We start from the raw sequence: 25165 nt of genomic DNA, 5'->3' as shown, positions 1-25165 counted from the left end.
AGGCACACGCCGCGCAGGTGCGCTCAGGAGCCGAACATCCGGTTTACGGCGCGCTCGAGATGCGCGCGCATGGCGGTCGATGCGCGCTCGGGGTCGCGCGCCTGGATCGCTTCGAGCACTTCGAGGTGCTCCTGCTGCACGAGGCGCTGCCGCTCGATCGACTTCACGAGCGAGAGGTTGCGCGACAGGTTCATGCTGAACACCATCTGCTCCTGGATGCCCGAGAGCGCCGTGATGAAGAACTGGTTCTTCGAGGCGCGCGCCACGGCCATATGGAACGCGAAGTCGTCTTTCGCGCCGATGCCCGAAGTCTCGATGATGGTCTGCAGGTTGTCCCACTCGCGCTGGATCGCGGCGATGTCTTCATCTTCGGCCTTTTGCGCGGCGAGCGAGGCCGCCCCGGCTTCGACCACCACGCGGTATTCGTAGCAGCGACGAATGTCCGACAGCGTTTCGAGCGGCGCGAAACGGCGCACGTCCGGGTCGGGACGCCGCATGACCGTCGTGCCCGAGCCGTGGCGCGTGGCGATGATGCCGTCTGCGCGCAGCTGGGCAAGCGCCTCGCGCACCGTGGGGCGCGAGGTCGCGAAGCGCTCCGCGAGCATGTGCTCGGTCGGCAGGCGCTCCCCTTCCTTGTATTCGCCCTCGATGATGCGATTGAGGATGTCGCTGTAAATCCGCGCCGGCATATTCGGCGCTTTCTGCTCAGACATGATCGGACGGTGCACTTTGGGTTGTCAGGAGTGTCGTCAATTGTAAGTCATATGGCACGCCGATAGCGTGCACCTGCCCCCGGCCAGCCCCCATTTTGCGGGTGTTTGCGCGCTTTCCGTCCCGCTTTACCAATCTGCAGCCAATTTACGGGCGCTTACGCTTTTGCGCTGTCCCGCTTTATCGCAGCGCACTCGCGCGGATGCGCAGTTGCGCTTTCTGCGTTTCCCCCGGCTCCAGCCAGCGCAGGCCGAGGCCGGTGTGAATCGCATCGGGCAGGCCGAGCCACGGTCCTGAAACGGCGGCATATCGTCAACGCGTTAAGGGCATAGGGCAAAGGTCAGTCGGTCGCGCGCAGCGGACCCGCGAAAGCGGGCTCGGGCAGGCCACGCACACCGGCATCGATGGCGAACACGAGGCCGTCCAGCTCGCCGGTCTGCGGCGGGCAGATCGTCGTGACGTAAAGCATGTCGAGGTTGGCTCCGCCGAACGCGCACATCGACGGCTTGGCCACCGGCACCCCCACGCTGCGCTCGAGCCGCCCTGCGGGCGTGAAGCGCAGCAAGCGGCCCGCGTCGTTCGCGCAGGTCCAGTAGCAGCCGTCGGCGTCCACGGCCGCGCCGTCGGGGCGCCCCGTGTAGTCGTGCAGATCGGTGAACACGCGGCGATTCGTGGGCACGCCATCGTCGATGTCGTAGTCGAAGGCCCAGATCAGGCGGCTCGACGCATGTGAATCGGAGAGATACATCGTGCGGCCGTCCGGCGACCAGGCGAGGCCGTTCTGCGTGCACAACCCCTCGACCACGGGCGCCGACAAGCCGTCTTGCGCCGTGTAGCGATAGAGCTTGCCCGCCGGGTCGGGCGCCGCCGCGTCCTGCACCATCGTGCCGGACCAGAAACGGCCCTGACGATCGCAGCGGCCGTCGTTGAACCGCATGCGCGCGGCCTCGTGCGCCACGCTCGCGAGCGGCCGCACACTTGCCTCGCCTGCCCGCGCGTTCGCGGCCGGTTCGTGCAGCGTCACGGCAAAAAGTCCCGTCTCCAACGCCGCCAGCACACCGCCATCGCGCGCGAACGCGAAGCAGCCGATGCGCTCCGGCAGCGTCCACTCGGTGCGGCGCGCCGTATCGACCGCATAGCGAACGAGCGTTTGAGCGGGAATATCGACCCAGTAAAGCGCGCTTTCCTCAGCACGCCACACGGGGCACTCGCCGACCGACGAGCGCCGCGCATCGTGTGCCTCGAGCGGCCTCACAGGGGGCGTCGACACCGCATCGAGCGTCACGTCGTGCTGCGCGCTCAACGCTGCTCCTTCTTCCAGGCTTCGTACGCAGCGAGTGTTGCCTCGTTCGGCGGATAGGTGCCCGGCAGCGCCGCGCCCGCCTCGATGCGCTCGGTGATGAAGCGCTCGAGCGTTTCCTGCTCCGTGGCGTCGCGCGCGACTTCCTCGGCCAGATGACGCGGAATCACGACCACGCCATCCGCATCGCCGACGATGATGTCGCCCGGAAACACGGCCACGCCGCCGCAGCCGATCGGCACGTTCAGGTCGACCGTGTGGTGCCTGCAGAGATTGAGCGGCGCCGAAGCACCCGCGCAGAACACCGGAATGCCGAGCGCCGCGATGGTCGCGCTGTCGCGCACCGGGCCGTCCGAGACCATGCCCGCCACGCCGCGCACCTTCATGCGCGTGGCGAGGATCGAGCCCATCGAAGCGGCGTCAGTCACGCCGCGGCAGTCCTGCACGAGCACCGCGCCCGCGGGCACGGTCTCGACGCCCTTACGTTGCGGATGCTCGGGGTTCTGGAACGCGCTCAACTGGTCGAGGTCCTCGCGCGCCGGGATATTGCGCATCGTGAAGGCCGGACCGACCAGGTTGGGAGCGCCCGGCGCCGGTGCGGCGAGCGGCTTCACGCCCTGCAGGAAGACGTTGCGCAGGCCGCGTTTGAAAAGTTGCGTGGTGAGCGTGGCGTTGGAAACGTGGCGCAGTTGTTCGAGCGCGGCATCGCTGACGGGCATGGCGGGGGAAGTCATCGTGTCTCGTCCGTTGTCGTGTTTCGTGGTGCGCGTGGCGCGGGCGGTGGCTCGAAAAACTGTCGAGCGGATCGGTCGCATTGTTGTAATACAACACGAAAATTGTCAACCCGCCATTGCGCTGCGGGCCACCCCAGGATGTATGACGACCGGTCTTCGGACTGGCGCGAAATACCCGTGAGATCGGCGTGCGCGGCTCCAGAAATGATGGTCAAAGTCAACAAATGGCCGGGCAGAGGTCGCGCCGGTCGTCCGACCCCGACCCTGCATCAGGGAAATCCCCATCACATCAATATTTGCTTTACAACTTTGCCGCAAATAGAATGATGTCTTACATGAAGGGCCCGACGCGAACAGCAGCGCCCTTGATCCCGGCCAGGCACAGCTTGGTGCCAGAGCCCGCCAACAGCAGGAGACGCGCAGTGCAACGCAAGACAATCAAGGGGGTGCGGTGGTGGATCATCGGCCTCGTCATGATCGGCACCATCTTCAACTACCTCGCGCGTAGTTCGCTCGCGGTAGCCGCACCCACGCTGACTGAAACGCTTCACATGACCACGCAGCAGTACTCGTACGTGGTCACGGCCTTCCAGGCCTGCTATGCCCTCGCGCAACCGATCGCCGGTTTCGTGCTCGACTCCGTGGGCATCAAGATCGGCTTCGCGATCTTCGCGTTCGGCTGGGCCGTCGCCAACATGCTGCACGGCCTCGCCGGCAGCTGGCCCGCGCTCGCGGCTTTCCGCGGCATGCTCGGCATGACCGAAGCGGCCATCTTCCCGGCCGGCATGAAGGCCATCAGCGCATGGTTCCCCGCGAAGGAGCGCTCGGTTGCGACCGGCTGGCTCAACACCGGCACCTCGATCGGCGCGATGCTCGCTCCGCCGCTCGTCGTGTGGTGCATTCTCAAGTTCAACTGGCAGTTCGCATTCGTGGTCACCGGCAGCGGCGCGCTGATCTGGGTGGCGCTGTGGCTCGTGTTCTTCAAGATGCCTGCGGAGCACCCGCGGCTCTCGCAGGAAGAGGCCGACTACATCCGCGCAGGCCAGACCGAAGCGCAGAAGTCGACCCGCGGCCGCCGCGCCTCGTTCAAGGAAGTGCTCAAGACGCGCCGCTTCTGGGGCATCGGCATTCCGCGCATGCTCGCGGAACCGGCATGGCAGACCTTCGGCGCGTGGATTCCGCTGTACATGGTCACCGTGCGTCACATGAACCTGAAGGAAATTGCGCTGTTCGCATGGATGCCGTTCCTCGCCGCCGACCTCGGCTGCCTCGTGGGCGGCTACCTCGCGCCGCTCTTCATCCGCTGGTTCGGCTGCTCGCTCATCACTTCGCGCAAGCTCGTCATCACGACCGGCGCGCTGCTGATGGTCGGTCCGGCCTGCGTGGGCCTCGTTGCGAGCCCCTACGCCGCGATCGCCCTCTTCTGTGTCGGCACCTTCGCACACCAGACGATTTCGGGCGCGCTGTTCACGCTGGCTTCGGACGTGTTCGGCCAGCACGAAGTCGCCACGGCCACGGGTCTCTCGGGCATGTTCGGCTACCTCGGCGCGACGGTGTTCTCGCTCATCGTCGGCGCAGTGGCCAGCACGATCGGTTATAACCCGTTGTTCGTGTGCCTGATGCTGTTCGACATCATCGGCGCCTGTGTGGCATGGCGACTGATCTCGAACGAGCAGAAGGACAACGCGGGCAGCCCTGCGCTCCAGCCCTCGCACAAAGTGCAGGCCTGATCGCCCTGTTCACCGGCCGGCGCCCGCGAGGGTGCCGGCTTTCGGCATTTCTACGTGAGGACAATCACAGTGAAGAAAGTTGCATTGACCGGTGCGGGCGGCCAGCTCGGCACCGTGTTGCGCAAGGGCCTGCTCGAACGCGGCGTGAACCTGCGTTCCGCGGCCGGCTCGAAGCCGCTCGAACCGCTCGTCGCGGGCGAAGACGTGATGCACGGCGATCTGCGCGACCCCGCCGTCGTCGACCGCCTGCTCGACGGCGTGGACGTGCTGATCCATATGGCCGGCACGAGCGTCGAGCGTCCCCTGCCCGAGATCATCGAGAACAATCTGCGCGGTCTCGTCGAAGTCTACGAGGGCATGCGCCGCCACGGCACGAAGCGCATGCTGTTCGCGAGCTCGAATCACGCGATCGGTATGTACCCCGTGGAAGAGAAGCTCACGCTCGACTGCGCGTTTCGCCCGGACGGCTTCTACGGTCTTTCCAAGGCGTGGGGCGAATCGCTCGCGCGCCTGTACTGGGACAAGCACGGCATCGAAACCGTGAATGTGCGCATCGGCAGCTGCCTGCCGAGGCCCACCGAGTTCCGTCAATTGAGCACGTGGTTCGGCCACGAGGACCTGTTCCATCTCGTCGATCGTGTGATCAATGTGGATGAAATCGGCTTTGCCGTGGTGTGGGGCGTGTCGAACAACACGCGCAGCTACTGGATTCAGGAAGGCGCGCACGACGACGCGAAGCGCCTTGGCTATGAGCCGAAGCAGAACTCGGAAGATTGGGCGGCTGAAATTCTGGCGCAAAAGAACCCGCTCGACGCGACGGCGCAGCGGTATCAGGGCGGCAGTTTCGCCAGCTTCGATTTCACGCCGGTGGAGCAGCGCGGCAAGCGGTCTTGATTCGCCGCTTTTCCGGTGTTCGCGTTTGGGCGCCCCTTGCGTCGGCAAGCCTGAACACCGCAACCGTACCCGTAAGACTCATTGCCTGCTCTTCGAGCGAATGCGCCGCTGCCGCGGCCTCTTCAACGAGCGCGGCGTTTTGCTGGGTCACGTCGTCCATCTGCATGACGGCCTGATTGACTTGCTCGATGCCGCGGCTCTGCTCTTCAGATGCCGCCGCAATTTCGCCCACGATGTCGGACACCTGCTTGATCGCCTGCTTGACCTCACCCATCGTCGCACCCACGTCGCCCGCCTGCTGTGCCCCGTCCCGAATCATCGCCACAGACGAACCGATCAGTTCCTTGATCTCCTTGGCAGCCGCCGCGGAGCGCTGTGCCAGGCTGCGAACCTCACTGGCGACCACCGCGAATCCCCGACCCTGTTCACCCGCCCGCGCTGCCTCCACTGCGGCATTGAGCGCGAGAATGTTGGTCTGAAACGCGATGCCCTCGATCACGCCGGTGATCTCCGAAATCTTCGTCGAACTGCCGCTGATCCGCTCGATCGTGCCGACCATACCCTGTACGGCTTCGTTGCCTGAATCGGCCATCTCGGTGGCTCGGGTTGCAAGCGCATTGGCTTGCCGGGCGTTCTCGGCATTCTGCTTCACGGTTTCGGTCAACTCAGTCATGCTTGATGCTGTTTCTTCGAGCGACGCCGCCTGCTCTTCGGTGCGGGCCGACAGGTCCGTGTTGCCGGCGGCAATTTCCTGCGCTGCCACGGTGACCGACTCGGCGCCCGACTTGATGCCCCGCACGGTGTCGCTCAACTGCTGGTCCATTTTATTCAACGCTTCGAGCAGTTGGCCAAATTCGTCGCGTGTGCGCACCGTGATGCGGTTTTCGAGTTCGCCGACGGCGATCCGGTTCGCGATGCCCACCGCTTCGCCGAGCGGCTTCGTAACAGCCCGGGAAAGATAGAACATGGCTCCCGTGGCACCTACGAGACCGAGGCCAATCAGCGCAATGGATACCCAGCGAATCGTGCCAAAAGTGCCTTCGCTGTCGTCGACAGACTGCTTTGCCTGGCGCCGATTTTCGGCAACGTCGTCGTCGAGCGATTTGCTGGTCGCATTGGCCACTTCGCCATACTTGTCAACGAGTGTCGATACGGCGTCGTAGTTGCCAGCTTCCAGCGCCGAGACCTCCGCATCAATGCCTGCCTCGAACTGCGGCAACAAATTCTTGATCGTGTCGGCGAGTTCGCGCTCCTTGTCACTGGAGACGCGGTTTGGGTAGTAGTCGCTCCAGCCCTTGCTGAGGCGATCCTGAGCCGCGCGAATCCTGCCGATGCTGGCTTTCGTCTGTGCTACATCGTGAAGAGACTGGGCGCGACGAACCTGAAGGCGCATTTCGAGCAGTGCGGCTCGCATGTCCTCGAGATCAAGAATCGGAAGCAGGTTCCCCTCATAGGAATCGCTTACATTCGAATTCAGCCGCGAAAGCCCAAACTGACCAAAGGCACCCATTGCAGCGATGAGTACCAGACATACACTGAATGCAAGAACGATCTTGAATTTGATGCTTTGTGTGAAGCTGTGCATGCTGACTTCCTGATAGTTCGCGCGGCCGGCGCTCGCGTGCTTCGCCGTTGCGACTCGTTTCGTAGCCGGTGGTACCACCATGTTTACGGTGTTTCGCCGCAACGACTGAAACGGAACAGCTGTCAGGTTTTCCTGAATTTGCGGTAGGCAAATCGGGGCTGCCCGCATGGCGTCGCGCGAAACGCACCTGTGTGCTCGTGATGCATTCCCCGCGGAAGCCAGCACGCACCGATCTGGTGAATATCCCCGACATCGAGCCAAAACCGGCGCAGTCATTTCATCTGCCTGGAGGATCACGGGCTTGGCGCGCCGGCATTGGCGCGGTCCTTGCTTGGAGCATGGCACGCTCGCGCTTGATACCCATGGCGAGCAGCAAATCTCCTCGGAAATCCAGCATGGAATACAAGTCCAATTCATTTCGCCGTCGCTGCTGGCTCGCTGCGCTGCTGGCAGTGCCAGCCTTGGCCCTCGTTACGGTACAGGCCGCCAACGCCGATGCGCTCGACGCCATCGCCAAGCGCGGCACGCTGCGTGTAGCCGTCCCGGAGGACTATCCTCCGTTTGGCGCTATCGGTCCCGACATGCAGCCGCAAGGCTATGACATCGACATGGCGGCACTGCTCGCAAAATCGATGAAGGTCAAGCTTCAACTCGTGCCCGTCAACAGCGCGAACCGGATTCCCTACCTGCAGACCGACAAGGTCGACCTCGTGATCTCCTCGCTCGGCAGAACGCCGGAGCGCGAGAAGGTCATCGATTTTTCGCAGGCCTATGCTCCGTACTTCCAGGGCGTTTTCGGGCCAGCCGACATCAAGGTCAACACAGCGGCGGACCTCACTGGCAAAACGGTTGGCGCTACGCGCGGTGCACTCGAAGAAGTCGCGCTCACCAACATGGCGCCCAACGCCACCATCCGACGCTTCGACGACAACAACGCGACCATCCAGGCATTTCTCTCGGGTCAGGTGCAGTTGATCGCGGCGGGCAACATCGTCGCCGCGGCGATCCTCGCAAAACACCCGCCGCGCGAACCGCAGATGAAGTTCGTCATCAAGGACTCGCCGTGTTTCGTGGGCCTCAACAAGAACGAGCCGCAACTGCTCACGAGGGTCAACACAACCATCGAGCAAGCGAAGAAAGACGGTTCACTTCAGGCGATGTCGAAAAAGTGGTTCGGTCAACCGTTGCCCGCCAATCTGTGACGCCCGCGTTGCCACCACGCGTGGCTGGCAATTTCCGCTACGCAACCCTCATTTCCTCATGAGCTATCAGCTTCAGTTCGGCGACCTCGCCGCCTATGCCACCATGTTCGCGAGCGGCGCCGCAGTCACGCTTGCGCTCACGGCGAGTTCAACGCTGCTGGGCATCAGCCTCGGCGTTGCGGGGGCCGCCGCATATCAGAGCCCCCGCGCGACGCCGCGCGCAGTCGTTCACGCCTACGTGGAGGCGATTCGCAACACGCCGTTTCTCGTCCAGCTTTTCTTCGTGTTCTTCGGTCTGCCCGCCCTCGGCGTGCACATCGGCGAATACACCGCGGCCGTGCTCGCCATGACGCTGAACCTCGGTGCGTACGCCGTGGAAATCCTGCGCGCAGGCATTGAAGCGGTGCCGCGCGGACATCACGAGGCCGCTGCGGCACTCGCGATGTCGCGCCGCGAAACGTTTGTGCACGTGCTGCTTCCACAAGCATTCGCGAAGGTGTTCCCGGCGCTGGCGAGCCAGATCGTCATCACGATGCTTGGCTCGGCCGTCGTCTCGCAGATCTCGGTCGCGGATCTCACGTATGCGGCTAGCTACGTGCAGTCGCGCAATTTCCGTGCTTTCGAAACGTATTTCCTCATCGCCGGGATCTATCTTGCGATGGCGCTACTCCTGCGCGCCGCGCTCACCGCCGCCGGCCGACGACTGTTCACGCGCAACATGCGAGGTGCGCGATGATAGAGTTCACATTCGCGCAGATCGTCGCAGGATTGCTCCTGGCCGCGCGATGGACTGTCCTGCTCTCACTCGTTTCGTTCGTTACCGGTGGCATGGTCGGTTTGCTGCTGCTCGTGATGCGCGTATCGAGCTCGCGCGTGCTGCGCGCTCTCGTGCGTGTCTATATCGAAGTGTTCCAGGGCACGCCGTTGCTGCTGCAACTGTTTATCGTGTACTTCGGCCTGCCGCTGCTAGGTGTCGACGTCTCGGCCTGGATGGCGGCCACGCTTGGCCTTACCTTCTTCACCAGTGCCTATCTGGCAGAAATCTGGCGCGGCTGCGTGGAGGCGGTGCCCAAAGGTCAATGGGAAGCATCCGCCAGTCTCGCCATGAACTATTTCGAGCAGTTACGTCACGTGATCCTGCCGCAAGCCGCGCGTATCGCCATCGGTCCCACCGTGGGTTTCGGTGTGCAGGCCATCAAGGATACGGCGCTCGTGTCGATTATCGGCTTTGCCGAACTCACGAAGGCTGGCACCCAAATTTCGAACGCGACGTTTCGCCCGTTTCTCGTCTACGGACTCGTTGCGCTGGTCTATTTCGCCCTTTGCTACCCGCTTACGCGGTATGCGCGGGCCCTGCAAAGGAAATGGCATGCCGCTTGTTAAGACCGAGGGCGTCGAAAAGCAGTTCGGCGCCCATCATGTACTGAAGGGAATCGACCTTACGGTCGAACGCGGCCAGGTCGTCAGCATCATCGGGCGCAGCGGCTCCGGCAAGAGCACATTGCTGCGGGCGCTGAACGGGCTCGAAAGTATCGACGCGGGATCGATCGAAATCGACGGCGAACACGTCGATGCACGGCACGCGGACCTGCGGGCACTGCGGCTGAAGGTCGGCATGGTCTTCCAGCAATACAACCTGTTTCCGCATCTCACGGCCAGCGAAAACGTGATGCTTGCACAGACGGTTGTCAAGAAGGCGCCGCGCAAGGAAGCGCGCGCCAACGCGCATCAAATGCTGGAGCGCGTTGGTCTGGGCGACAAATTCGACGCATATCCCAATCAACTCTCGGGTGGACAGCAGCAGCGCGTCGCCATTGCGCGCGCACTCGCCATGAAGCCGAGCGTACTCCTCTGCGACGAAATCACATCCGCGCTCGACCCCGAACTGGTGGGCGAGGTGTTGGGCGTCGTGGAAAGCCTCGCGCGCGAGAACATGACTCTCATCATGGTTACCCACGAAATGCGCTTCGCGCGCGCGGTCAGTGACAACGTGGTGTTCATGCACGAAGGCCGCGTATGGGAAAGCGGACCGCCCGAGGACATCTTCGGCCGCCCGTCCACGGTAGAGCTACGACGTTTCATCCAGTGATGCCTAGACGCCGCCGTACTTCGCAACATCTTTTCTGTTGCCAACTTCAGGCCTGATCCCGCAATCAGAGCACGCATCGCCACGACTACCTCCTCCGATCTTCGAGCGGTGCCAGCGTCAAAGCGTTCGACCATGCGATGGACGCCGCCCCCTGCAATGCTCCCGCGTCTTCGCAGCCTGTAATGCATTTCCGAGCGCCAGCAGAGATATCTCTGCTGGCGATGACCACGGCGCGCATGACAGGCGATCGACATTCAATGGACTGCGATGCCCTCGAGGACTTCGTCGTGCTCCTGGCGTTCCGCGAGATACGGCGAGCGATAGCCCGAATTCACGCCCCAGTAATAGAACACGAGCGAGACCAGCGCGACGACCAGCATGTCCCAGCCGTACGGAAGCAGACCGGCGCCGCCGAACTGCTTGCTGCCGACGAGCGAGAGCAGCGCCATGATCGGCAGGTACGCGCACAGCCACCATGCGGCCTTCAGATCCTGGCCCCAGCCGTCAAAACCCTGCTTGCTCTGGAAGTAGAAGTACACCGGCAGCGCGACGACCATCAGCAGAATGATTTCGCCGGTCAGCGGCCACTTCGCCCAGTACAGGATCATCGATGCGCAGACGAATGCGAACGGCGCGATCACTTTCATGAACGGCACGGAGAGCGGGCGCTCGATGTCCGTGGCGGCGCGCTTGAGCGCCATCAGGCTGATCGGACCCGTGAGGTACGAAATCACCGTTGCCACCGAGATCACCGCCGCGAGCGAACTCCAGCCGCGGAAGAAGAACATGAAGATGAACGACACGAGCAGGTTGAACCACATCGCGTTGCGCGGCACGCCGTAGAACGGGTGCACGTTGCCGAACATCTTCGGCATCGTGTTGTTGCGCTCCATCGCGTAGATCATGCGCGAGGTCGTCGCCATGTAGGTCGTACCGGTGCCGCTCGGGCTCACGAACGCGTCGACGTAGAGCAGGATCGCGAGCCAGTTCAGGTTCAGCGCGATCGCGAGTTCCGCGAACGGCGACTTGAAGTTGAACGTGTTCCAGCCCTTCGCGACGTCGGCCGGATTGACCGCGCCGATATAGGCGACCTGCAGCAGCACGTAGATCACGAGCGCGCAGAGGATCGAGCCGATGACTGCGAACGGCACGCTCTTCGCCGGATTGCGCGCTTCACCCGCGAGGTTGATCGGGCTCTGGAAGCCGTTGAATGCGAACACGATGCCGCTCGTGGCGACTGCCGTGAACACCGCCGACCAGCCGTACGGGGCGAACGAGGTCGTCTGGCCGAAGTTTTCCTGGTGGAAGCTTCCCGCCATCAGGCCGATGATCGTCAGACCCGGGATGATGAACTTGAAGATCGTGATCGCGCTGTTGGCACGCGCGAACAGTTTCACGCCCCAATAGTTGAGCATGAAGTAGATGATCACGAGAATCGCGGAGAGCCCGAGCCCTGAATGCGTCAACGACCCGTCGACGAAGAGCGCGTGCGCCCAGGCATAGGGCCAGGTGCTCATGTACTGGATCGAGGCTTCGGCTTCGATCGGGATCACCGAGACAATGGCGATCCAGTTCGCCCACGCGCTGATGAAGCCCACCAGTGCGCCGTGCGAGTAGCGGGCGTAGCGGACCATACCGCCCGACTCCGGGAACATCGCACCGAGTTCGGCGTAGGTGAGCGCGATGGCCAGAATGACCACGGCGCCGATGATCCAGGCGCAAACCGCCGCCGGACCTGCAATTTTCGCCGCCTTCCACGCGCCGAACAGCCAGCCCGAACCGATGATCGACCCGAGGCCGGTGAACATCAGCGCGAACGGGCCGATGTTCCGTTGTATCGATTGCTTCACATTGTCTCCTACGTGATGGACAGCGCGAGCGAGCCATACCGGGAGTACGGCATCCATGTACCGTACCGAGCCTGTCTACACGGCCGGCCGGCCCTGATAACGCATGTCCTTGTTGTAATGCCTTGTGACCACTGGGATGTAGAGGCAACCGCAATTGCTGCGGAGACGCGATGATGAAGTGGCCCGACGTGCTCGTCTAATGCTGTGTCGGCATGGACATATGCAAACTTTGCATAAGGAGGGGCTGCGGCTTAGCGAAGAGCCTGGACATTTCACCTTGTTGTTATGCCCGCCAGTTGCCGACGCTGGCCACCGTTCTCACGCTGACATTCGTACGTCGGCTCTCCAGCAGGCAACGGACGTTCCGAAACCGTCAAGGCTTCGAAGGGCCTGACTACTGCGCGGGTGCCTGGTGAGGGTGATCCGTGCAGCGCCTCCGGGAAGCGTCTTCTGGTCTGGCATCAGCGGATCACCTGTCATCGACACTACTCCTTCACCTCGGCATTCTTTGTTTCATCTCCGGCCATGCCGTCATGGTTCATCGCATCTTCTTTCATCGCGTCTTTGGCCGCGCTGTCGGCGCTCATCGCGTCTGATTCTGTTGCGCTCTTTGCGGTTATCTCCTGACTCGGCGCGTCGTTGGCAGTCGCGTCGGTCGGTACACTATCATCGGCGAAGGCGCCCGCGGTCGCGAACGAGAAGCAGCTGGCGAGAATGGTGGCAGTGAGCTTGTTCATGATGTGATCCCTCAGCGAACCGACAGTGAGTCGGAATATCGATAGGACAGTAGCCCGATGGCGGGAGCCTGGTCTTGCCGCGAATCAGTGACGGGCATGACAACTTCACGGCCCCCCGTCGGCGACGGTCATGTCATTCTTGCGCGGATGGATATGACAGGAAGTCGGCAACCACTCCAAAGGGCATGGGTAAAGACCCGATATGCGTTAGCCGAATCTCTGGGGAATGACTACAGGTAAGGTGTGAAAGGCGTCTGGATGGTTCAACGATCGCAGCGTTATGGCAATGGCCGCTGTACCCTCGAGAAGGGTCTTCCACGCAGCAGATGATCGAACGACGGCAGTGGGTCGATCTCTGTTCACCTTCCCGAAGTAACAGCGAGCGACTTGACCGCGCTTACGCGACAAAGCCTTGCAGACCTTCAAGGACATAGGGCCGGAAACACATCGAACCCGTTTGCCACATCATGACCACAACAAGAAGCCTGGCGCTCATTCTGGCGTGCGTGTTTGCCTCTTCCCAGCAAGGTCACGCGCAATGTGTCGACCTGGTCGCCAGTCTTGATGACGGTCAGTTGATGCAGTCGCGGATTGCGCTGGTCGACCGTGCCACGCCTACCGAACAGATCCGCATCCTCGCCTACATCTTCGAAATCGATCAGACCGGCGGCCTGCTTTTGCGTCATCTGGTCGAGGCTGCGCACCGAGGCGTGCCGGTCAAGCTGCTGATCGACGGCATCGGCCCCGAGCCGCACTACCCGTTCGAGGACGAACTCATCGTCGCCCTGCACGAGGTGGCGCCCGGCATTGAACTCCGAATCTTCCATCCACGATCCGATCTCGTCGAGATTTCGCATCGCATGCACGACAAACTGTTCCTGGTTGGCGACACGGCCGTGATCGGCAGTACCTCGATCTGGGATGAGAGCTTCCGCAACTGGCTCAGCGAGCGCGATTTGATGGTGTCGGGCGACGCCGGCCAGGAGGCTTCCTCCCTGCGCGCCATGTACCAGCATTTCGCCTTGTTCTGGAATAGCCCGGAAGTGGTTCGCCCCGAGCCGGAAAAATTCCTCAACGTCGAAAGTCCTTATCGAGACTCGCAGGGTTATCCGACGCTGGACCCGGCTCGCATCCATTATTGGCGCGAATGGCTGCAGGCTCCGCTCGATGCTGCTGCCCTGGCGACAGACCTGGCCGCTACCGATACACCCACTGCCTCCGATACGCCCAATGATCCCGCCGCTCCGCCCGCTCGCGGGGCGTATTTTGATCCCGCCTGGATGCCGATCGCCTGCGAGCGACTGCACTATGTCCACGACTGGCCCGACAAGCGCTCGCCAGGCACGTTGCAAGACATGCTAGAAGCATTCGATAAGGCGCAGCACGAAATCCTGATCATCAACCCCTACCTGATCCTGGTGCCGGAACTGCGCGAGGCGCTTGAGCGCAGGCAGCGCGAAGGTGTCCACGTGATCCTGGTGAGCGCCTCGCTGGCGAGCATCACGCAGGAATTCCCCGCGGTCGGGCGCGCCTATGCCGACGATCTGCCCGGCCTGGTGAATGCGGGGATTGAGGTGCGCGAATATTCCGACCGAGAGAACCGCATGATGCACGCCAAGCTGGTCCTCATCGACGGCCATCGATATTATCTTGGCAGTTTCAATTTCGATTCGCTGTCGGCCCGCTTGAATACCGAAAACGGCCTGTGGATAGATATCCCTGAGGACGGGCTCGATCCCTTGCAAGACAGCGTGGCGTACTTCCTGAGCAACTCAAGTTCGGTGAGCGACGCCAATGGCCGCCTTCTGGCGGATCCCGATGCGCGCTGCCGGGCCGTCGGCTGCGGCGGTGCCTGGCGGTGGGTGACGATGCTAATCAGGAACTTCCTCTGAGCGCGGCGTGCCCTGTCGCTAAACTACGTGGCCAGTTCGGGTCGCCGTCCGCACCGTGTCGCGCAGCAGTCGGCCATCAAGAGCCAATGCTCTTCGCCCTCGATGGCCAATCAGCGTCGCGTTCCGGCCGTTCGGCGCTCAAGGTAGGCCCTCCCCGAGACACGAGGAATGACCGGTTCTGACACATCGGTCGACGTCACCTGTCAGCTTACCGGATTGCGTGCCATGACGATCCACGCCGCGCCGTTGATCATCACCGACCGCTCGCCGGGGAGGCCCGCGAAGGCGGCACGAACTGCGGCCGAGGCGCGGGCGCGGATGTCGTCGGGCTGATCAGCGAGCGCACGCGACAACGGGCCGACCTCGAGTGTCACCTTCACCGCGTCGTCGATCGCAGCGTCCCGCGTCCCGCCCTCGCCGAACGGGACGGAAGCGTCGAAGGGGGCGATAGCAATATCGGTGAAGCCGGCCGCCGTCAGGATGCGTGCCACGCGCCCCCGGTCGCCGAACGAAAACGGGCCGGGCGCTTCGGGATCGGGCAGTGCGCTCGGCGGGACGATGCCCTTGAGCGCGCCCATCGGCAGGCGCACCCAATCGTTCTCGGCCGCGCCGCGCCAGCAGACGAAAGCGACCCGGCCGCCGGGCCGGAGCGCGCGTCGCATGTGGGCGAACGCCGCTATCGGATTGTCGAAGAACATCACACCGAAACGCGAGAACAGGATGTCGAACGCGCCCTCGGGCAGCTCTGCGCTGCTGGCGTCGGCCACCAGAAATAGGGCCGGCGTATCCCGTTGCGCAAGCGCGCGCGCCCGGCCGATCAGCGGTTCGGATATGTCCACGCCCAGCACTTGGCCCCCTGCGCCGACGCGGGCTGCGAGAGCCAGACTCGACGCGCCCGCGCCGCAGCCGATGTCCAGCACGCGCTCACCCGTCGCGGGCGCGGCGGCTTCTATCGCGGCCTGGCCAAAGACCGCCACCATAGCGTCGAGCCGGGCCTGGTTCGCGACCCAGCGCTCCCCGCTTTGACCTTTCCAGTCACCGGCCCGATCGGCACTTTGCTCTGCCATGTCATCTCCTTGACTCGACGATCCGTCCTTCACCGCGCCGATCTACGCCGCCCTTTTCGAAGGCGACGACGCAACGGGAGAAAGGAATCTGTGCTCTCAAACAACCATCGACTGCTGGGCGAAGATACCCGCCATCGCGCCCTGCGATGATGCCTGGGTGACCGAGGGCAAGAAGGGCGTGGCGAGGTCGCCGGCGGCGTAGATGCCGGGCATGCTGGTTTGGCGGCGCTCGTCGACCTTTAGGACGATGCCGGTGGGCGTATCGACCGTGGCGAGGCCCAGCGATTCATGCAGGCTTGCGGACGGCCTGTTGCGCGGTTGGGCGAACAGGATATCGACCGCGACATTGCGGCCGGTATCGAGATTGACGGTGGCGATATCGCCCATGTGATGGGCGATCTCGACGATCCGGCCATCGACGAGAGGTATGTTGCGGCGCGCCAGATCGGCCTGGATATCGGCCGCAATGTCATGACCATCGGCGAAGACAGTCAACTTGTCAGTCCAATCGCGGAACAGCCTGGCAGACTGGTGCGATTGCGGGCTGGACCAGACGAGGCCCCAATGCTGGCCGGCGACTTCAAAGCCGTCGCAATAGGGGCAGGGCACGATGGACGTGCCCCAGCTTTCGGCAAAGCCCGGAACATCAGGCATCTGGTCGGCGACGCCATAGCTCAGGATCAGGCGTCGCGCCCTCAGGCTTTCGTGATCGTCAGTGACGACGCAGAAATCGTCGATGGCGCCAGACACGCTCTCGGCCCGCGCATCGACCAGCCTGATCGTTGGATAGCGCACCAGCTGCTGCCGCGCCTCGACCAGGATGTCCAGCGGCGGCTTGTGATCGTGGCCGAGCAGGCCATGCGAGTGGCCGGCAAAGCGATTGCGCGGCCTGCCGGTATCGAGAACGGTGACCTTGCGGCGGGCACGGCCGAGCTGCAGGGCGGCGGCGAGGCCGGCAAAGCTGCCGCCGATGATGATGACGTCATTCATGGTGTTGGGCTCCGTGTTGTGGATGGAGGGGTCGGCTGGGCGTGGTGTGCAATATCGGCGGGCGATACGCGCTTGAGAGGGTCAGCGAGTAGGTGACCGGCCGGACAATGCCCCATTCGATGTCGCTGGGCGCCCCGGGGAACCCTGATTTGGACAACCGGTGAAACCACCCCTGGCTTGCACATTGCGATACTTAATGGTATCGTAATACGCGAATTTGAATACTGTCAAGTACTGGAATTGACGTGACCGAAAACAGCCAGGGCCGGCGCGGCCGGCCCGCCAACGAGGCGCTTCGCCAAACGATCGTCGACGCCGCCTGCGAACTCTTTGTGGAATTGGGTTTTCAAGCGACGACCATGGACAAGGTCGCCCAGCGCGCGAAGATATCCAAGCTCAGCATCTATCGGCACTTCGAGAACAAGGAGGCGCTGTTCAGCGCGGCCATGGTGGCCCGCTGCGATCAGTTTGCACCGCAGGCCCTTTCTGAAGGCGTCGACGGTTCGGCCGAAGATCAGCTCATGGCGGTGGGATCATCCCTGCTTCGCACGCTGTTGAGCCCGGACGTCCGCAGTGTCGAAGCCATGGTGTTGGCCGACAAGACGAATCAACCGTCGTTAAGCAAGCTCCATTACGATGCCGGGCCCGCGCATGTCATCGCCCAAATCGAGGCCGTGTTGAGTCAGTTGCACGCGAAAGCGATTCTGAACGTACCCGACGCTCTCCAGTCGGCCCGCTTGTTTGCCGCGCTTTTCAAAGGATCCGATCTCCTGCTCATCGCCCGCTTCGACGAGGCGAGAGCAGAGGACGACAACGAAATCGAATCCTATTGCCGGTCGGCCGTCGCCATGTTCATCGCCGCGCACGGTGGCATCTAACGATGCCACTGCGGCCGATGAAGAACACGCAGAAGTTGCATCCGCTGTTCTAAGTGGAACGACAGAGAAGGGTCGAACCGAGCCCTGACCTGGCAATCTGCGAAGCGCTTTTTGGCGGACCGAACGCGCCGCCGTGCTGCATGTCCCACCGATCACTTACACGATCCACTCCCCATCACGCACGACGACACATCCATTCGCGACAACCAGCTTGCGCTTGGGCCGCGCGACGACGGCCTGCGCGACGCTCTCCGCGTCCACGACGACGAGGTCCGCCCGCGCCCCAACCTGCAGACCGTAGTCGGCGAAACCGCAGCCACGCGCGGCGGCCACGCTCACGCAGTCGAATGCGATAGCGATATCGTCGTCGCGCCGCAAGTCGTAGCGCAAGCCGATCAACATGGCACGCTCGAGCATGTCGGGCACGCCATACGGCGACCACGTGTCGCGAATGCCGTCGTTGCCCCCGAACACCGTCACGCCCCTGTCGCGGCAGACCTTGAGCGGCGGAACCGGGCACGAAGGCGGCGCGCTCGTCAGCAGCGCCACGCGCAGTTGCGCAATACGGTCGATCAATGCGTCGCGCACACGCTCCGGCAACGCGCCCAGACAAAACGCGTGACTCACGACCACCTGGCCTTGCATGCCGAGCGCCTGCACGCGATCGAGCAGCAGTTTCAGCGTGAACGCCCCGACCTCGCCGGGTTCGTGCAGATGAATATCGATCGGCTTGCGATGGCGCTCCGCCAGTGCGAACGTGGCATCGAGCGAGGCCACGGGATCGCCGTCGATCAGCGCCGGGTCGAGCGCGCCGAGCACGTCGGCGCCGGCCGCCAGTGCGCTGTCGAGCAGTTCGACCGTACCGGGCCGGATCAGCATGCCCGACTGCGGAAACGCGACGATCTGCAGGTCGAGGACATCGCGCAGCGTCTGCCGCGTGGCGAGCACGCCTTCGAGGTAGCGCAACCGCGCGTCGGTGTCGATGTCGACGTGGGTCCGCAGGCGCGTCGTACCGGCCTGCACGAATGCACGCGCCAGCGCGAGCGACTGGGCGGCGGCATCGTGGCCCGAGGTCCTGCGCCATTCGCGCTCGTTGGCGATGCGGTCGGTGAGCAGCGACCCTACCTCGTTGCGATACCACGGGCGGCCCCAGTTGCTCTTGTCGAGGTGCGTGTGGCCTTCGACGAATCCGGGCAGCAACAGCCCTGCGCCGCCGTCGACGACTGGTACGCCCGGCTGTGCCGCGACGTGGGGTCCGATTGCCTCGATGCGGCCATCGGCGAGCGCGACGCCAACGCGCTGGCCGTCGGCCAGCCTGACGTTGGAGAGATGAAGCGCGGAAGTCGTGAATGTCATGCCGATTCTCCGTGAAACATCGCAGGATCTTATCGATTCGGCCGGATATTCGAAGATTAGATGTTCTACTACCTCTGCCCGCAAAAAAAACGGCGGCGCCGGTTATCGACCCGGCACCGCCGAACATACTGCTTTCGGAGCGTGAAGACTTAGAAGCGGTGAATGATACCGATCGCGCCCGCCACCTGGCTGCGCGACGAGGACGGCGCGCTGTTCTGGCCATCGCCGATGTCGGCAGTCGCGTTGATGATGTTGCCCGCGCCGTTCGTGCCAAGCGTCTGACCGCCTGCGCGCTGGTACGCCTCGACGAAGTACAGACCCGTGCGCTTCGACAGCGTGTAGTACTGCGACAGGTTGTACTGTGCGTACGAAGCCGAGCTCTGGATGCCGTTGGCCTTGGTCGCGCGCGTGTAGGAGAACCCAGCCGCGAGGTCGAGCACGGTGATCGGCTTGTAGTGCAGCACGACGCCGCCCGTGTTCCAGATCTGCGTGTCGTGGAAGGACGAACCCGTGCCCGGAATGTACTGGACGTTCGAGTAAGCCACCGAAATGTCCCACTGCGAGGTGAACTGGTAGCCAGCTGTCACAGCCAGGCGCTGCTGCGACTGTGTCGTCTGGAAGCCGTTCGTGAGAGCCGACACGCCCGGCTCGCCGTTGCTGTAAGCCGTCGAGTTCGCGCTCCATGCGCCGCCGTTAGGCGTCGCGTTGTGCAGGCGCTCGAAGCCTACGGCGATGCCTGCCGGACCGTGCAGGTATTGCGCGGCAAGGCTCCACGTCTGGCCTGCGCCGGTGCTGCCCGCCACGCCGCCCAGTGCATACATGCCGCTCACGGTCAGGCCCGCGATGTTCGGCGAGGTATAGACCAGCGCGTTGTTGATGCGATAGATGGTGTCCATCGAGTCGATGTCGCCCGGGTGCGCGCCGTATGCGCCGGTCAGCCACGTGGTCGGGCTGTACGGCGAAAGCAGCGTGTAGTACGGGGCGTACTGGCGGCCGGCCGTCAGCGTGCCGTAGTTCGCGTTCGTGACACCCACGAACGCCTGGCGGCTGAACATCAGGTTCGTGGTTTGCTGTGCGCCCGTTGCCGAATTGAAGCCTTCTTCAAGGGTGAAGATCGCGCGCGTGCCGCCGCCCAGATCTTCGCCGCCCTTCAAGCCGAAGCGCGAACCGGCCCAGATGCCCTGCGCCATCTTGACGAGCGAACGTCCGCCAGAAGTCTTGCCCAGCGAGGTGGAGCTGCTTTGATAACCAATACCGTTATCGACGATACCGTACAGCGTGACGCTGCTTTGCGCGTGAGCGCCCAGCGCGGCGAGTCCAAGCGCGGAAGCGAGGATAGTCTTTTTCATCAGTCGTCCTATCTTTAGTCGTTGTGGTTTGATACTCGTTAAAACCCTGGTTGCTACATTGCCTCCTGTCCGGCAAGGAGCGCATCACCCCTGAAGCGCTCCCGGCCGAATTCGTCTCCTTAGTGAATCTCGGGTTCGCCGCCGGCGCTGGCGCACGAGCCGCCCACGCCGTCACGCTGCATGAAGTCGAACTCGCAGCCGTTGTTGGCCTGCATGACGTGCATCTGGTACATCGCGCCATATCCGCGCCTGAAGCGCGGTTCCGGTGCGACCCACGCGGCCTTGCGGCGCGCCATTTCCTCGTCCGAAATCAGCACGTTCAGGCGGCGCTCCGGCACGTTCAGCTCGATCAGGTCGCCGTCCTGCACGAGGGCGAGCGGACCGCCGATGAACGATTCCGGCGCCACGTGCAAAACGCATGCGCCGTAGCTCGTGCCGCTCATGCGCGCGTCGGAAATACGCAACATGTCGCGCACGCCCTTCTGCAGAATCTTTTGCGGAATCGGCAGCTGGCCCCACTCCGGCATGCCCGGCGCGCCGACAGGACCCGCGTGCTGGAGCACGATCACGCTGTTCTCGTCGCAGTCGAGCTCTTCACTGTCGATGCGCGCAGCCATGTCGTTGTAATCCTTGAACACTACGGCCTTGCCCGTGTGCACGTGCAGGCGCTTTTCCGCCGCACCGGGCTTGATGACGGCGCCGTCCGGTGCGAGATTGCCGCGCAGCACGGCGAGGCCCGTATCCGGCATGAGCGGCTTCGCGCGGCGATAGATTACCTCTTCGCTGTAGATTTGCGCGTCGGCGATGTTTTCGCCGAGCGTCTTGCCGTTCACGGTCATCTGCGTGCCGTCGATCAGCTCGCCGAGTTCCTTGAGCATCGCGCGCAGGCCGCCGGCGTAGTAGAAGTCCTCCATGAGGTACTTGCCGGTCGGGCGGATGTTCGCGAGCACCGGCGTGCGGCGCGCGATTTCATCGTACTGCGCGAGCGTGAGATCGACACCGGCGCGGCGCGCAAGCGCGATCATGTGGACGATCGCGTTGGTCGAGCCCGAAAGCGCGAGACACGTGGTCACGGCGTTGTCGACCGACTTGCGCGTGATGATGTCCGACGGCTTCAGGTCTTCCCACACCATCTCGACGATGCGCATGCCCGTCTTCGCCGACATCTGCGCGTGGCGCGAGTCCGGCGCGGGAATCGAGGCGAAGCCCGGCAGCGTGAAGCCCAAGGCTTCCGCGGCGCTCGTCATCGTCGATGCCGTGCCCATCGTCATGCAGTGGCCCGGCGAGCGTGCAATGCCGCCTTCCACGCCCTTCCAGTCCTCTTCGGTGATCTTGCCCGCGCGCAGGTCGGCCCAGTACTTCCAGGTGTCCGAACCCGAACCGAGCGTCACGCCGTTCCAGTTGCCGTTGAGCATCGGACCCGCGGGCAGGAAAATAGTCGGCAGATCCATCGAGATCGCGCCCATCAGCAGCGCGGGCGTGGTCTTGTCGCAGCCGCCCATCAGCACGACGCCGTCGGCCGGGTACGAACGGATCGTCTCTTCCGCCTCCATGGCGAGGAAGTTGCGATAGAGCATCGTGGTGGGCTTCTGGAACGGCTCGGAAAGCGTCTGCACCGGCAGTTCGATCGGGAAACCACCCGCCTGCCAGATGCCGCGCTTGACCTCTTCCACGCGCTGCTTGAAGTGCGTATGGCAAGGGTTGATCTCGCTCCACGTATTGAGGATGGCGATCACCGGTTTGCCCGCGTACTCCTCGCGGCTGTAGCCCATCTGCGCGGTGCGCGAGCGATGGCCGAACGACCGCAGGTCGTTCACGCCATACCAGCGGTGGCTGCGCAGTTCTTCGGGGGTCTTTCGCTTCTTGCTCATCTTGCGTTGCTCCAGGTGTTTCCAGTAAAGCCGCCGGCCCTAGCGCTGCTCCTTCACGCGCGACACGAGCTGTGTCGGGCTGACGAACTGCAGTGCCACCAGCACCCACGCGAGCGTGATGGCCATGTAGATCATGGCCATCGCGTCGATGGATTGCGGCGCACGCACGCCCGTCGAGAAGACGGCGTAGTACAGCGCAACCACCAGCGTCTGCGTGTCGGGCCCGGCGGTAAAGAAAGTGAGTTCGAACATGCCGATCGTGCGCACCAGCACGAGCAGCCCGGCCGCCAGCATCCCCGGCACGAGGAGCGGCAGCAATACATAACGGAAATAGCGCAGCGTGTTCGCGCCGAAAATGCGCGCGGCCGACTCGAGGTTCGGATCGATCTGCTCGATGAACGGCGTCATCACGAGGATCACGAACGGCAGCGCGGGCACCAGGTTCGCGAGGATCACGCCGGGCAATGTGCCCGCGAGGCCGATCTGGTACATGGCGGTCGCCATCGGAATACCGTACGTGACGGGCGGCACCATGAGCGGCAGCAGGAACACGAGCATGGCAATGCGCTTGCCTGGGAACTGCGCGCGCGCCAGAGCGTAGGCCGCGGGCACGCCCAGCGCGATGGAGAGCAGCACGACCGAGCCGACCACTTCGAACGTCACCCACAGCACGCTCGAAAGCTGGAAGTCGCGCCACGCCTGCGCATACCAGTGCAGCGTGAAGCCCTGCGGCAGCGGCGTGCCGAACCAGCGCGTGGCGATCGAGTTCACGCCCACCGTGGCGATCAGCAGCACCACGTTGAGCAGGAAGAACACCACGCCGCCCCAGACGAACACTTTCCAGAGCACGTCGGGCAGGCGCGAAGCGGCCCTCGCCTGCGCAACGTTAGCGGCAGGAGCGCTACGCTCCTCGCCCGCCTGCGCACCCGCGCCGAGGCCGGCCGCGTTACGTTGATGGGCGCTCATCAGCCTTTCCCCCCGCTCACCGGGCCCGAGTAGAAGAAGCGCTTGGCGCTCAACATCGCGGCCACGACGATCAACTGCACGAAGCCCATCACGATGGCGATGGTCGAGGCGAGCGAGTAGTCATAGCTCTCGAACGCCGCCTCCGCTGCCGCAATGGAGATCACGCGCGTGGGACCCGCGGGCGCACCGAGCAGCACCGCCGAAGGAAACACCGAATACGCCTGCACGAACGACAGGCACGCGGCCATCGTGAGACCGGGCGCGAGCAGCGGCAAATAGATTTGCCGGAACTGCTGCCACGGGCCTGCGCCAAGCGTGGCCGCCGCCCGCGCGAGCGTCGGGTCGATGCCGGTGACGTACGAGAGCGTGAGCAGAAACGCGAACGGGAAACCCGAAACGATCAGCGAAATCAGCACGCCCCAATAGTTGTGCGTGAGCCGGATCTCTTCGTTCGTATACAGATGCAGTGCGTGCAGCGCCTGCGGGAACCAGCCGTTCGGGCCGAAGTAGCTGAGCATGCCGTCGGCGATCAGCACAGTGCCGAGCGTGACGGGAATCACGAGCAGCGTGGTCACGAGCTTCTGGTACGGCGACTTGCGGCGCAGCGCGAAGGCCACCGGCAGGGAGAGCCCGACATTGATGATCGTCGCGGGCACCGCCAGCTTGAGCGTGACGAACACCGTGGGCCAGAGTGAAAGGTCGTGAACGAACTGCAGGTAATTCGCGAACATGCCCCCGCCGTTCATCGGCCTGAACGACAGGACGAGACCGTAGGCGAACGGATAGAGGAACATCGCGATGATGAAGCCGAGCGCGGGCGTGATGAGCCAGCCGCGAGAATCGCGCGGCGCCTTGACCAGCGACGGAAGGAGCGTGCTCATGACGCACGCTCCGCGTAGGCCAGCACGTGCGAAGGCGCGACGCGCAGCGTGGCGCGCTCGCCCGCTTCGAATTCGCCTTCCACGCGCGCCCACAGCTTGCCGAACGGCGCGTTGGCGAGCAGCAGCGAATCGCGGCCGCCGTATTCGACCATTTCCACTTCGACGTCGAAGGCGTTCGCATCGCCCGCGTTGGCGCGCTCGAAATCCTCGGGGCGCATGGCCACGGAAATTTCGCCGCCGTTCAGCTCGCCCATCGGCACGCCTGTGAGCGTGATGCCCGAAGACGACATCGCAACATGCGCGCCCTGCTCGCCCGTCATGGCGAACGGCAGCACATTGCGAAAGCCCATGAAGCGCGCAACGTGCAGATTCGAGGGGCGGCTATACACTTCCTTCGGCGTCGCGACCTGCTGCACGACGCCCTCTTTCATCACGACGATGCGGTCCGCCATCGAAAGCGCTTCGTCCTGATCGTGTGTCACGTAAATCGTGGCGCGTTCGAGCTGCCCGTGAATGCGGCGGATTTCCGCGCGCATTTCGATGCGCAGCTTGGTGTCGAGGTTAGAGAGCGGCTCGTCCATCAGCACGAGCGGCGGCTCGATGACGATGGCGCGGGCAATCGCCACGCGCTGCTGCTGGCCGCCCGAAAGCTGGCCCGGCAGCTTGTTTTCATGGCCGACGAGCTGCACGAGCTGCAGCGCCTCGCGCGCGCGGCGCTTCGCCTCTTCGCGCGGCACGCCCTGCATTTTCAGGCCGAAGCCGACGTTTTCCAGCACCGTCATGTGCGGGAACAACGCGTAATTCTGGAACACCATGCCGAAGCCGCGTTTCTCGGGCGGCAACACGTCGATGCGCTGGTCGTCAAGCCAGATGCTGCCGCTCGTGAGCGGCTGCAGACCGGCGATGCAATTGAGCGCCGTGGATTTGCCGCAGCCCGACGGCCCTAGCAGCGCGATGAATTCGCCGCGGCGAACGTCGAGGTCGAGACCGCGCAGCGCGGCGAGCTGCGTCCCCTCTGCGCTAGTGAAGCTACGACACACCGAGTCGAGGCGCAGGCGATCGAAAGAATGCTTCATGACACGT

At 63.6% G+C, this 25165-nt stretch carries 22 protein-coding genes and 1 pseudogene; 8 read left to right on the top strand and 15 right to left on the bottom strand.

All coding sequences use genetic code 11. The features are described 5' to 3' along the window. Positions 1–23: 23 nt before the first annotated feature. The 4 genes and pseudogenes from AB3X99_RS24905 to AB3X99_RS24890 all read right to left on the bottom strand — a co-directional run bounded on the left by AB3X99_RS24905 (position 24) and on the right by AB3X99_RS24890 (position 2745). Complete coding sequence (locus tag AB3X99_RS24905; RefSeq protein WP_069267343.1) at positions 24–713, bottom strand: FadR/GntR family transcriptional regulator; 690 nt, start codon at positions 711–713, stop codon at positions 24–26. Between the two features lie 178 nt (positions 714–891). Further along, positions 892–1002: pseudogene (locus tag AB3X99_RS24900) on the bottom strand (aldose epimerase); the annotation flags it as partial. Between the two features lie 49 nt (positions 1003–1051). Further along, positions 1052–1981 (bottom strand): SMP-30/gluconolactonase/LRE family protein, encoded by a 930-nt coding sequence (locus AB3X99_RS24895; protein ID WP_368618497.1) that lies wholly within the window; start codon positions 1979–1981, stop codon positions 1052–1054. Between the two features lie 29 nt (positions 1982–2010). Then, positions 2011–2745, bottom strand: coding sequence for a ribonuclease activity regulator RraA (locus tag AB3X99_RS24890; RefSeq protein ID WP_368618456.1), 735 nt, complete (start codon positions 2743–2745; stop codon positions 2011–2013). 473 nt (positions 2746–3218) lie between these two features. On the opposite strand from AB3X99_RS24890, the gene AB3X99_RS24885 reads away from it, so the two are divergent. Both AB3X99_RS24885 and AB3X99_RS24880 read left to right on the top strand, forming a co-directional pair. Continuing rightward, positions 3219–4475: an MFS transporter gene (locus AB3X99_RS24885; RefSeq protein WP_069267478.1), complete on the top strand. Its 1257-nt coding sequence runs from the start codon at positions 3219–3221 to the stop codon at positions 4473–4475. A gap of 69 nt (positions 4476–4544) precedes the next feature. Further along, entirely contained in the window at positions 4545–5369 is an 825-nt protein-coding gene (locus tag AB3X99_RS24880) for an NAD(P)-dependent oxidoreductase (RefSeq protein ID WP_069267341.1), read from the top strand. Here the strand turns inward: AB3X99_RS24880 and AB3X99_RS24875 are convergent. Then, complete coding sequence (locus AB3X99_RS24875; RefSeq protein WP_368618455.1) at positions 5335–6954, bottom strand: methyl-accepting chemotaxis protein; 1620 nt, start codon at positions 6952–6954, stop codon at positions 5335–5337. The genes AB3X99_RS24880 and AB3X99_RS24875 overlap by 35 nt on opposite strands. Positions 6955–7349: 395 nt before the next feature. Here AB3X99_RS24875 and AB3X99_RS24870 point away from each other — a divergent pair, with 395 nt between their 5' ends. The 4 genes from AB3X99_RS24870 to AB3X99_RS24855 are packed head-to-tail and all read left to right on the top strand — an operon-like array spanning position 7350 to position 10245. Further along, entirely contained in the window at positions 7350–8156 is an 807-nt protein-coding gene (locus AB3X99_RS24870; protein ID WP_342946643.1) for a transporter substrate-binding domain-containing protein, read from the top strand. 58 nt (positions 8157–8214) lie between these two features. Further along, positions 8215–8892 carry an amino acid ABC transporter permease gene (locus AB3X99_RS24865; RefSeq protein WP_342923874.1) on the top strand — a complete coding sequence of 226 codons (678 nt, stop codon included), beginning with the start codon at positions 8215–8217 and terminating at the stop codon, positions 8890–8892. Next, on the top strand, positions 8889–9539 hold the full coding sequence (locus tag AB3X99_RS24860; RefSeq protein WP_069267338.1) for an amino acid ABC transporter permease: 651 nt from the start codon (positions 8889–8891) through the stop codon (positions 9537–9539). The genes AB3X99_RS24865 and AB3X99_RS24860 overlap by 4 nt, the downstream gene beginning before the upstream one ends. Then, complete coding sequence (locus AB3X99_RS24855; protein WP_368618454.1) at positions 9526–10245, top strand: amino acid ABC transporter ATP-binding protein; 720 nt, start codon at positions 9526–9528, stop codon at positions 10243–10245. The genes AB3X99_RS24860 and AB3X99_RS24855 overlap by 14 nt, the downstream gene beginning before the upstream one ends. 254 nt (positions 10246–10499) lie before the next feature. On the opposite strand, the gene AB3X99_RS24850 is transcribed toward AB3X99_RS24855, so the two are convergent. Next, positions 10500–12095: an APC family permease gene (locus AB3X99_RS24850; protein ID WP_069267336.1), complete on the bottom strand. Its 1596-nt coding sequence runs from the start codon at positions 12093–12095 to the stop codon at positions 10500–10502. Between the two features lie 485 nt (positions 12096–12580). After that, positions 12581–12832, bottom strand: a complete 252-nt coding sequence (locus tag AB3X99_RS24845; RefSeq protein WP_069267335.1) for a pentapeptide MXKDX repeat protein — start codon at positions 12830–12832, stop codon at positions 12581–12583. 467 nt (positions 12833–13299) lie between these two features. Between AB3X99_RS24845 and AB3X99_RS24840 the strand changes: the two genes are divergently transcribed. Continuing rightward, positions 13300–14724 carry a phosphatidylserine/phosphatidylglycerophosphate/cardiolipin synthase family protein gene (locus AB3X99_RS24840; protein WP_368618453.1) on the top strand — a complete coding sequence of 475 codons (1425 nt, stop codon included), beginning with the start codon at positions 13300–13302 and terminating at the stop codon, positions 14722–14724. Positions 14725–14927: 203 nt separating this feature from the next. Here the strand turns inward: AB3X99_RS24840 and AB3X99_RS24835 are convergent, their stop codons facing one another. Continuing rightward, on the bottom strand, positions 14928–15791 hold the full coding sequence (locus AB3X99_RS24835; RefSeq protein WP_368618452.1) for a class I SAM-dependent methyltransferase: 864 nt from the start codon (positions 15789–15791) through the stop codon (positions 14928–14930). A 96-nt stretch (positions 15792–15887) separates the two neighbouring features. Next, positions 15888–16781 (bottom strand): NAD(P)/FAD-dependent oxidoreductase, encoded by an 894-nt coding sequence (locus AB3X99_RS24830; RefSeq protein ID WP_069267332.1) that lies wholly within the window; start codon positions 16779–16781, stop codon positions 15888–15890. A gap of 245 nt (positions 16782–17026) precedes the next feature. Here AB3X99_RS24830 and AB3X99_RS24825 point away from each other — a divergent pair, with 245 nt between their 5' ends. Then, entirely contained in the window at positions 17027–17659 is a 633-nt protein-coding gene (locus AB3X99_RS24825) for a TetR/AcrR family transcriptional regulator (RefSeq protein ID WP_342946355.1), read from the top strand. Positions 17660–17815: 156 nt separating this feature from the next. Here AB3X99_RS24825 and AB3X99_RS24820 read toward each other — a convergent pair whose 3' ends face one another. The 6 genes from AB3X99_RS24820 to AB3X99_RS24795 all read right to left on the bottom strand — a co-directional run bounded on the left by AB3X99_RS24820 (position 17816) and on the right by AB3X99_RS24795 (position 25158). Then, positions 17816–19015 (bottom strand): amidohydrolase family protein, encoded by a 1200-nt coding sequence (locus AB3X99_RS24820; protein ID WP_368618451.1) that lies wholly within the window; start codon positions 19013–19015, stop codon positions 17816–17818. A gap of 149 nt (positions 19016–19164) precedes the next feature. Further along, positions 19165–20364, bottom strand: a complete 1200-nt coding sequence (locus AB3X99_RS24815) for a porin (protein WP_069267329.1) — start codon at positions 20362–20364, stop codon at positions 19165–19167. Positions 20365–20483: 119 nt separating this feature from the next. After that, complete coding sequence (gene araD / locus AB3X99_RS24810; protein ID WP_342946357.1) at positions 20484–22235, bottom strand: L-arabinonate dehydratase; 1752 nt, start codon at positions 22233–22235, stop codon at positions 20484–20486. A 39-nt stretch (positions 22236–22274) separates the two neighbouring features. Beyond that, the gene (locus tag AB3X99_RS24805) at positions 22275–23201 is read right to left on the bottom strand and encodes an ABC transporter permease (protein ID WP_368618450.1); all 927 of its coding nucleotides are present in this window, start codon (positions 23199–23201) and stop codon (positions 22275–22277) included. Continuing rightward, positions 23201–24082, bottom strand: a complete 882-nt coding sequence (locus AB3X99_RS24800) for an ABC transporter permease (protein WP_368603045.1) — start codon at positions 24080–24082, stop codon at positions 23201–23203. The genes AB3X99_RS24805 and AB3X99_RS24800 overlap by 1 nt, the downstream gene beginning before the upstream one ends. Further along, positions 24079–25158 carry an ABC transporter ATP-binding protein gene (locus AB3X99_RS24795; protein WP_368618449.1) on the bottom strand — a complete coding sequence of 360 codons (1080 nt, stop codon included), beginning with the start codon at positions 25156–25158 and terminating at the stop codon, positions 24079–24081. Before AB3X99_RS24795 ends, AB3X99_RS24800 begins: the two co-directional genes overlap by 4 nt. Positions 25159–25165 lie beyond the last annotated feature (7 nt).

This window comes from Paraburkholderia sp. BR10882 (genome assembly GCF_040948855.1).
GTDB lineage: Bacteria > Pseudomonadota > Gammaproteobacteria > Burkholderiales > Burkholderiaceae > Paraburkholderia > Paraburkholderia nodosa_A.
The sequence above is the reverse complement of the archived record's forward strand: the minus strand, read 5'-3'. Positions and strand labels throughout refer to the sequence as shown.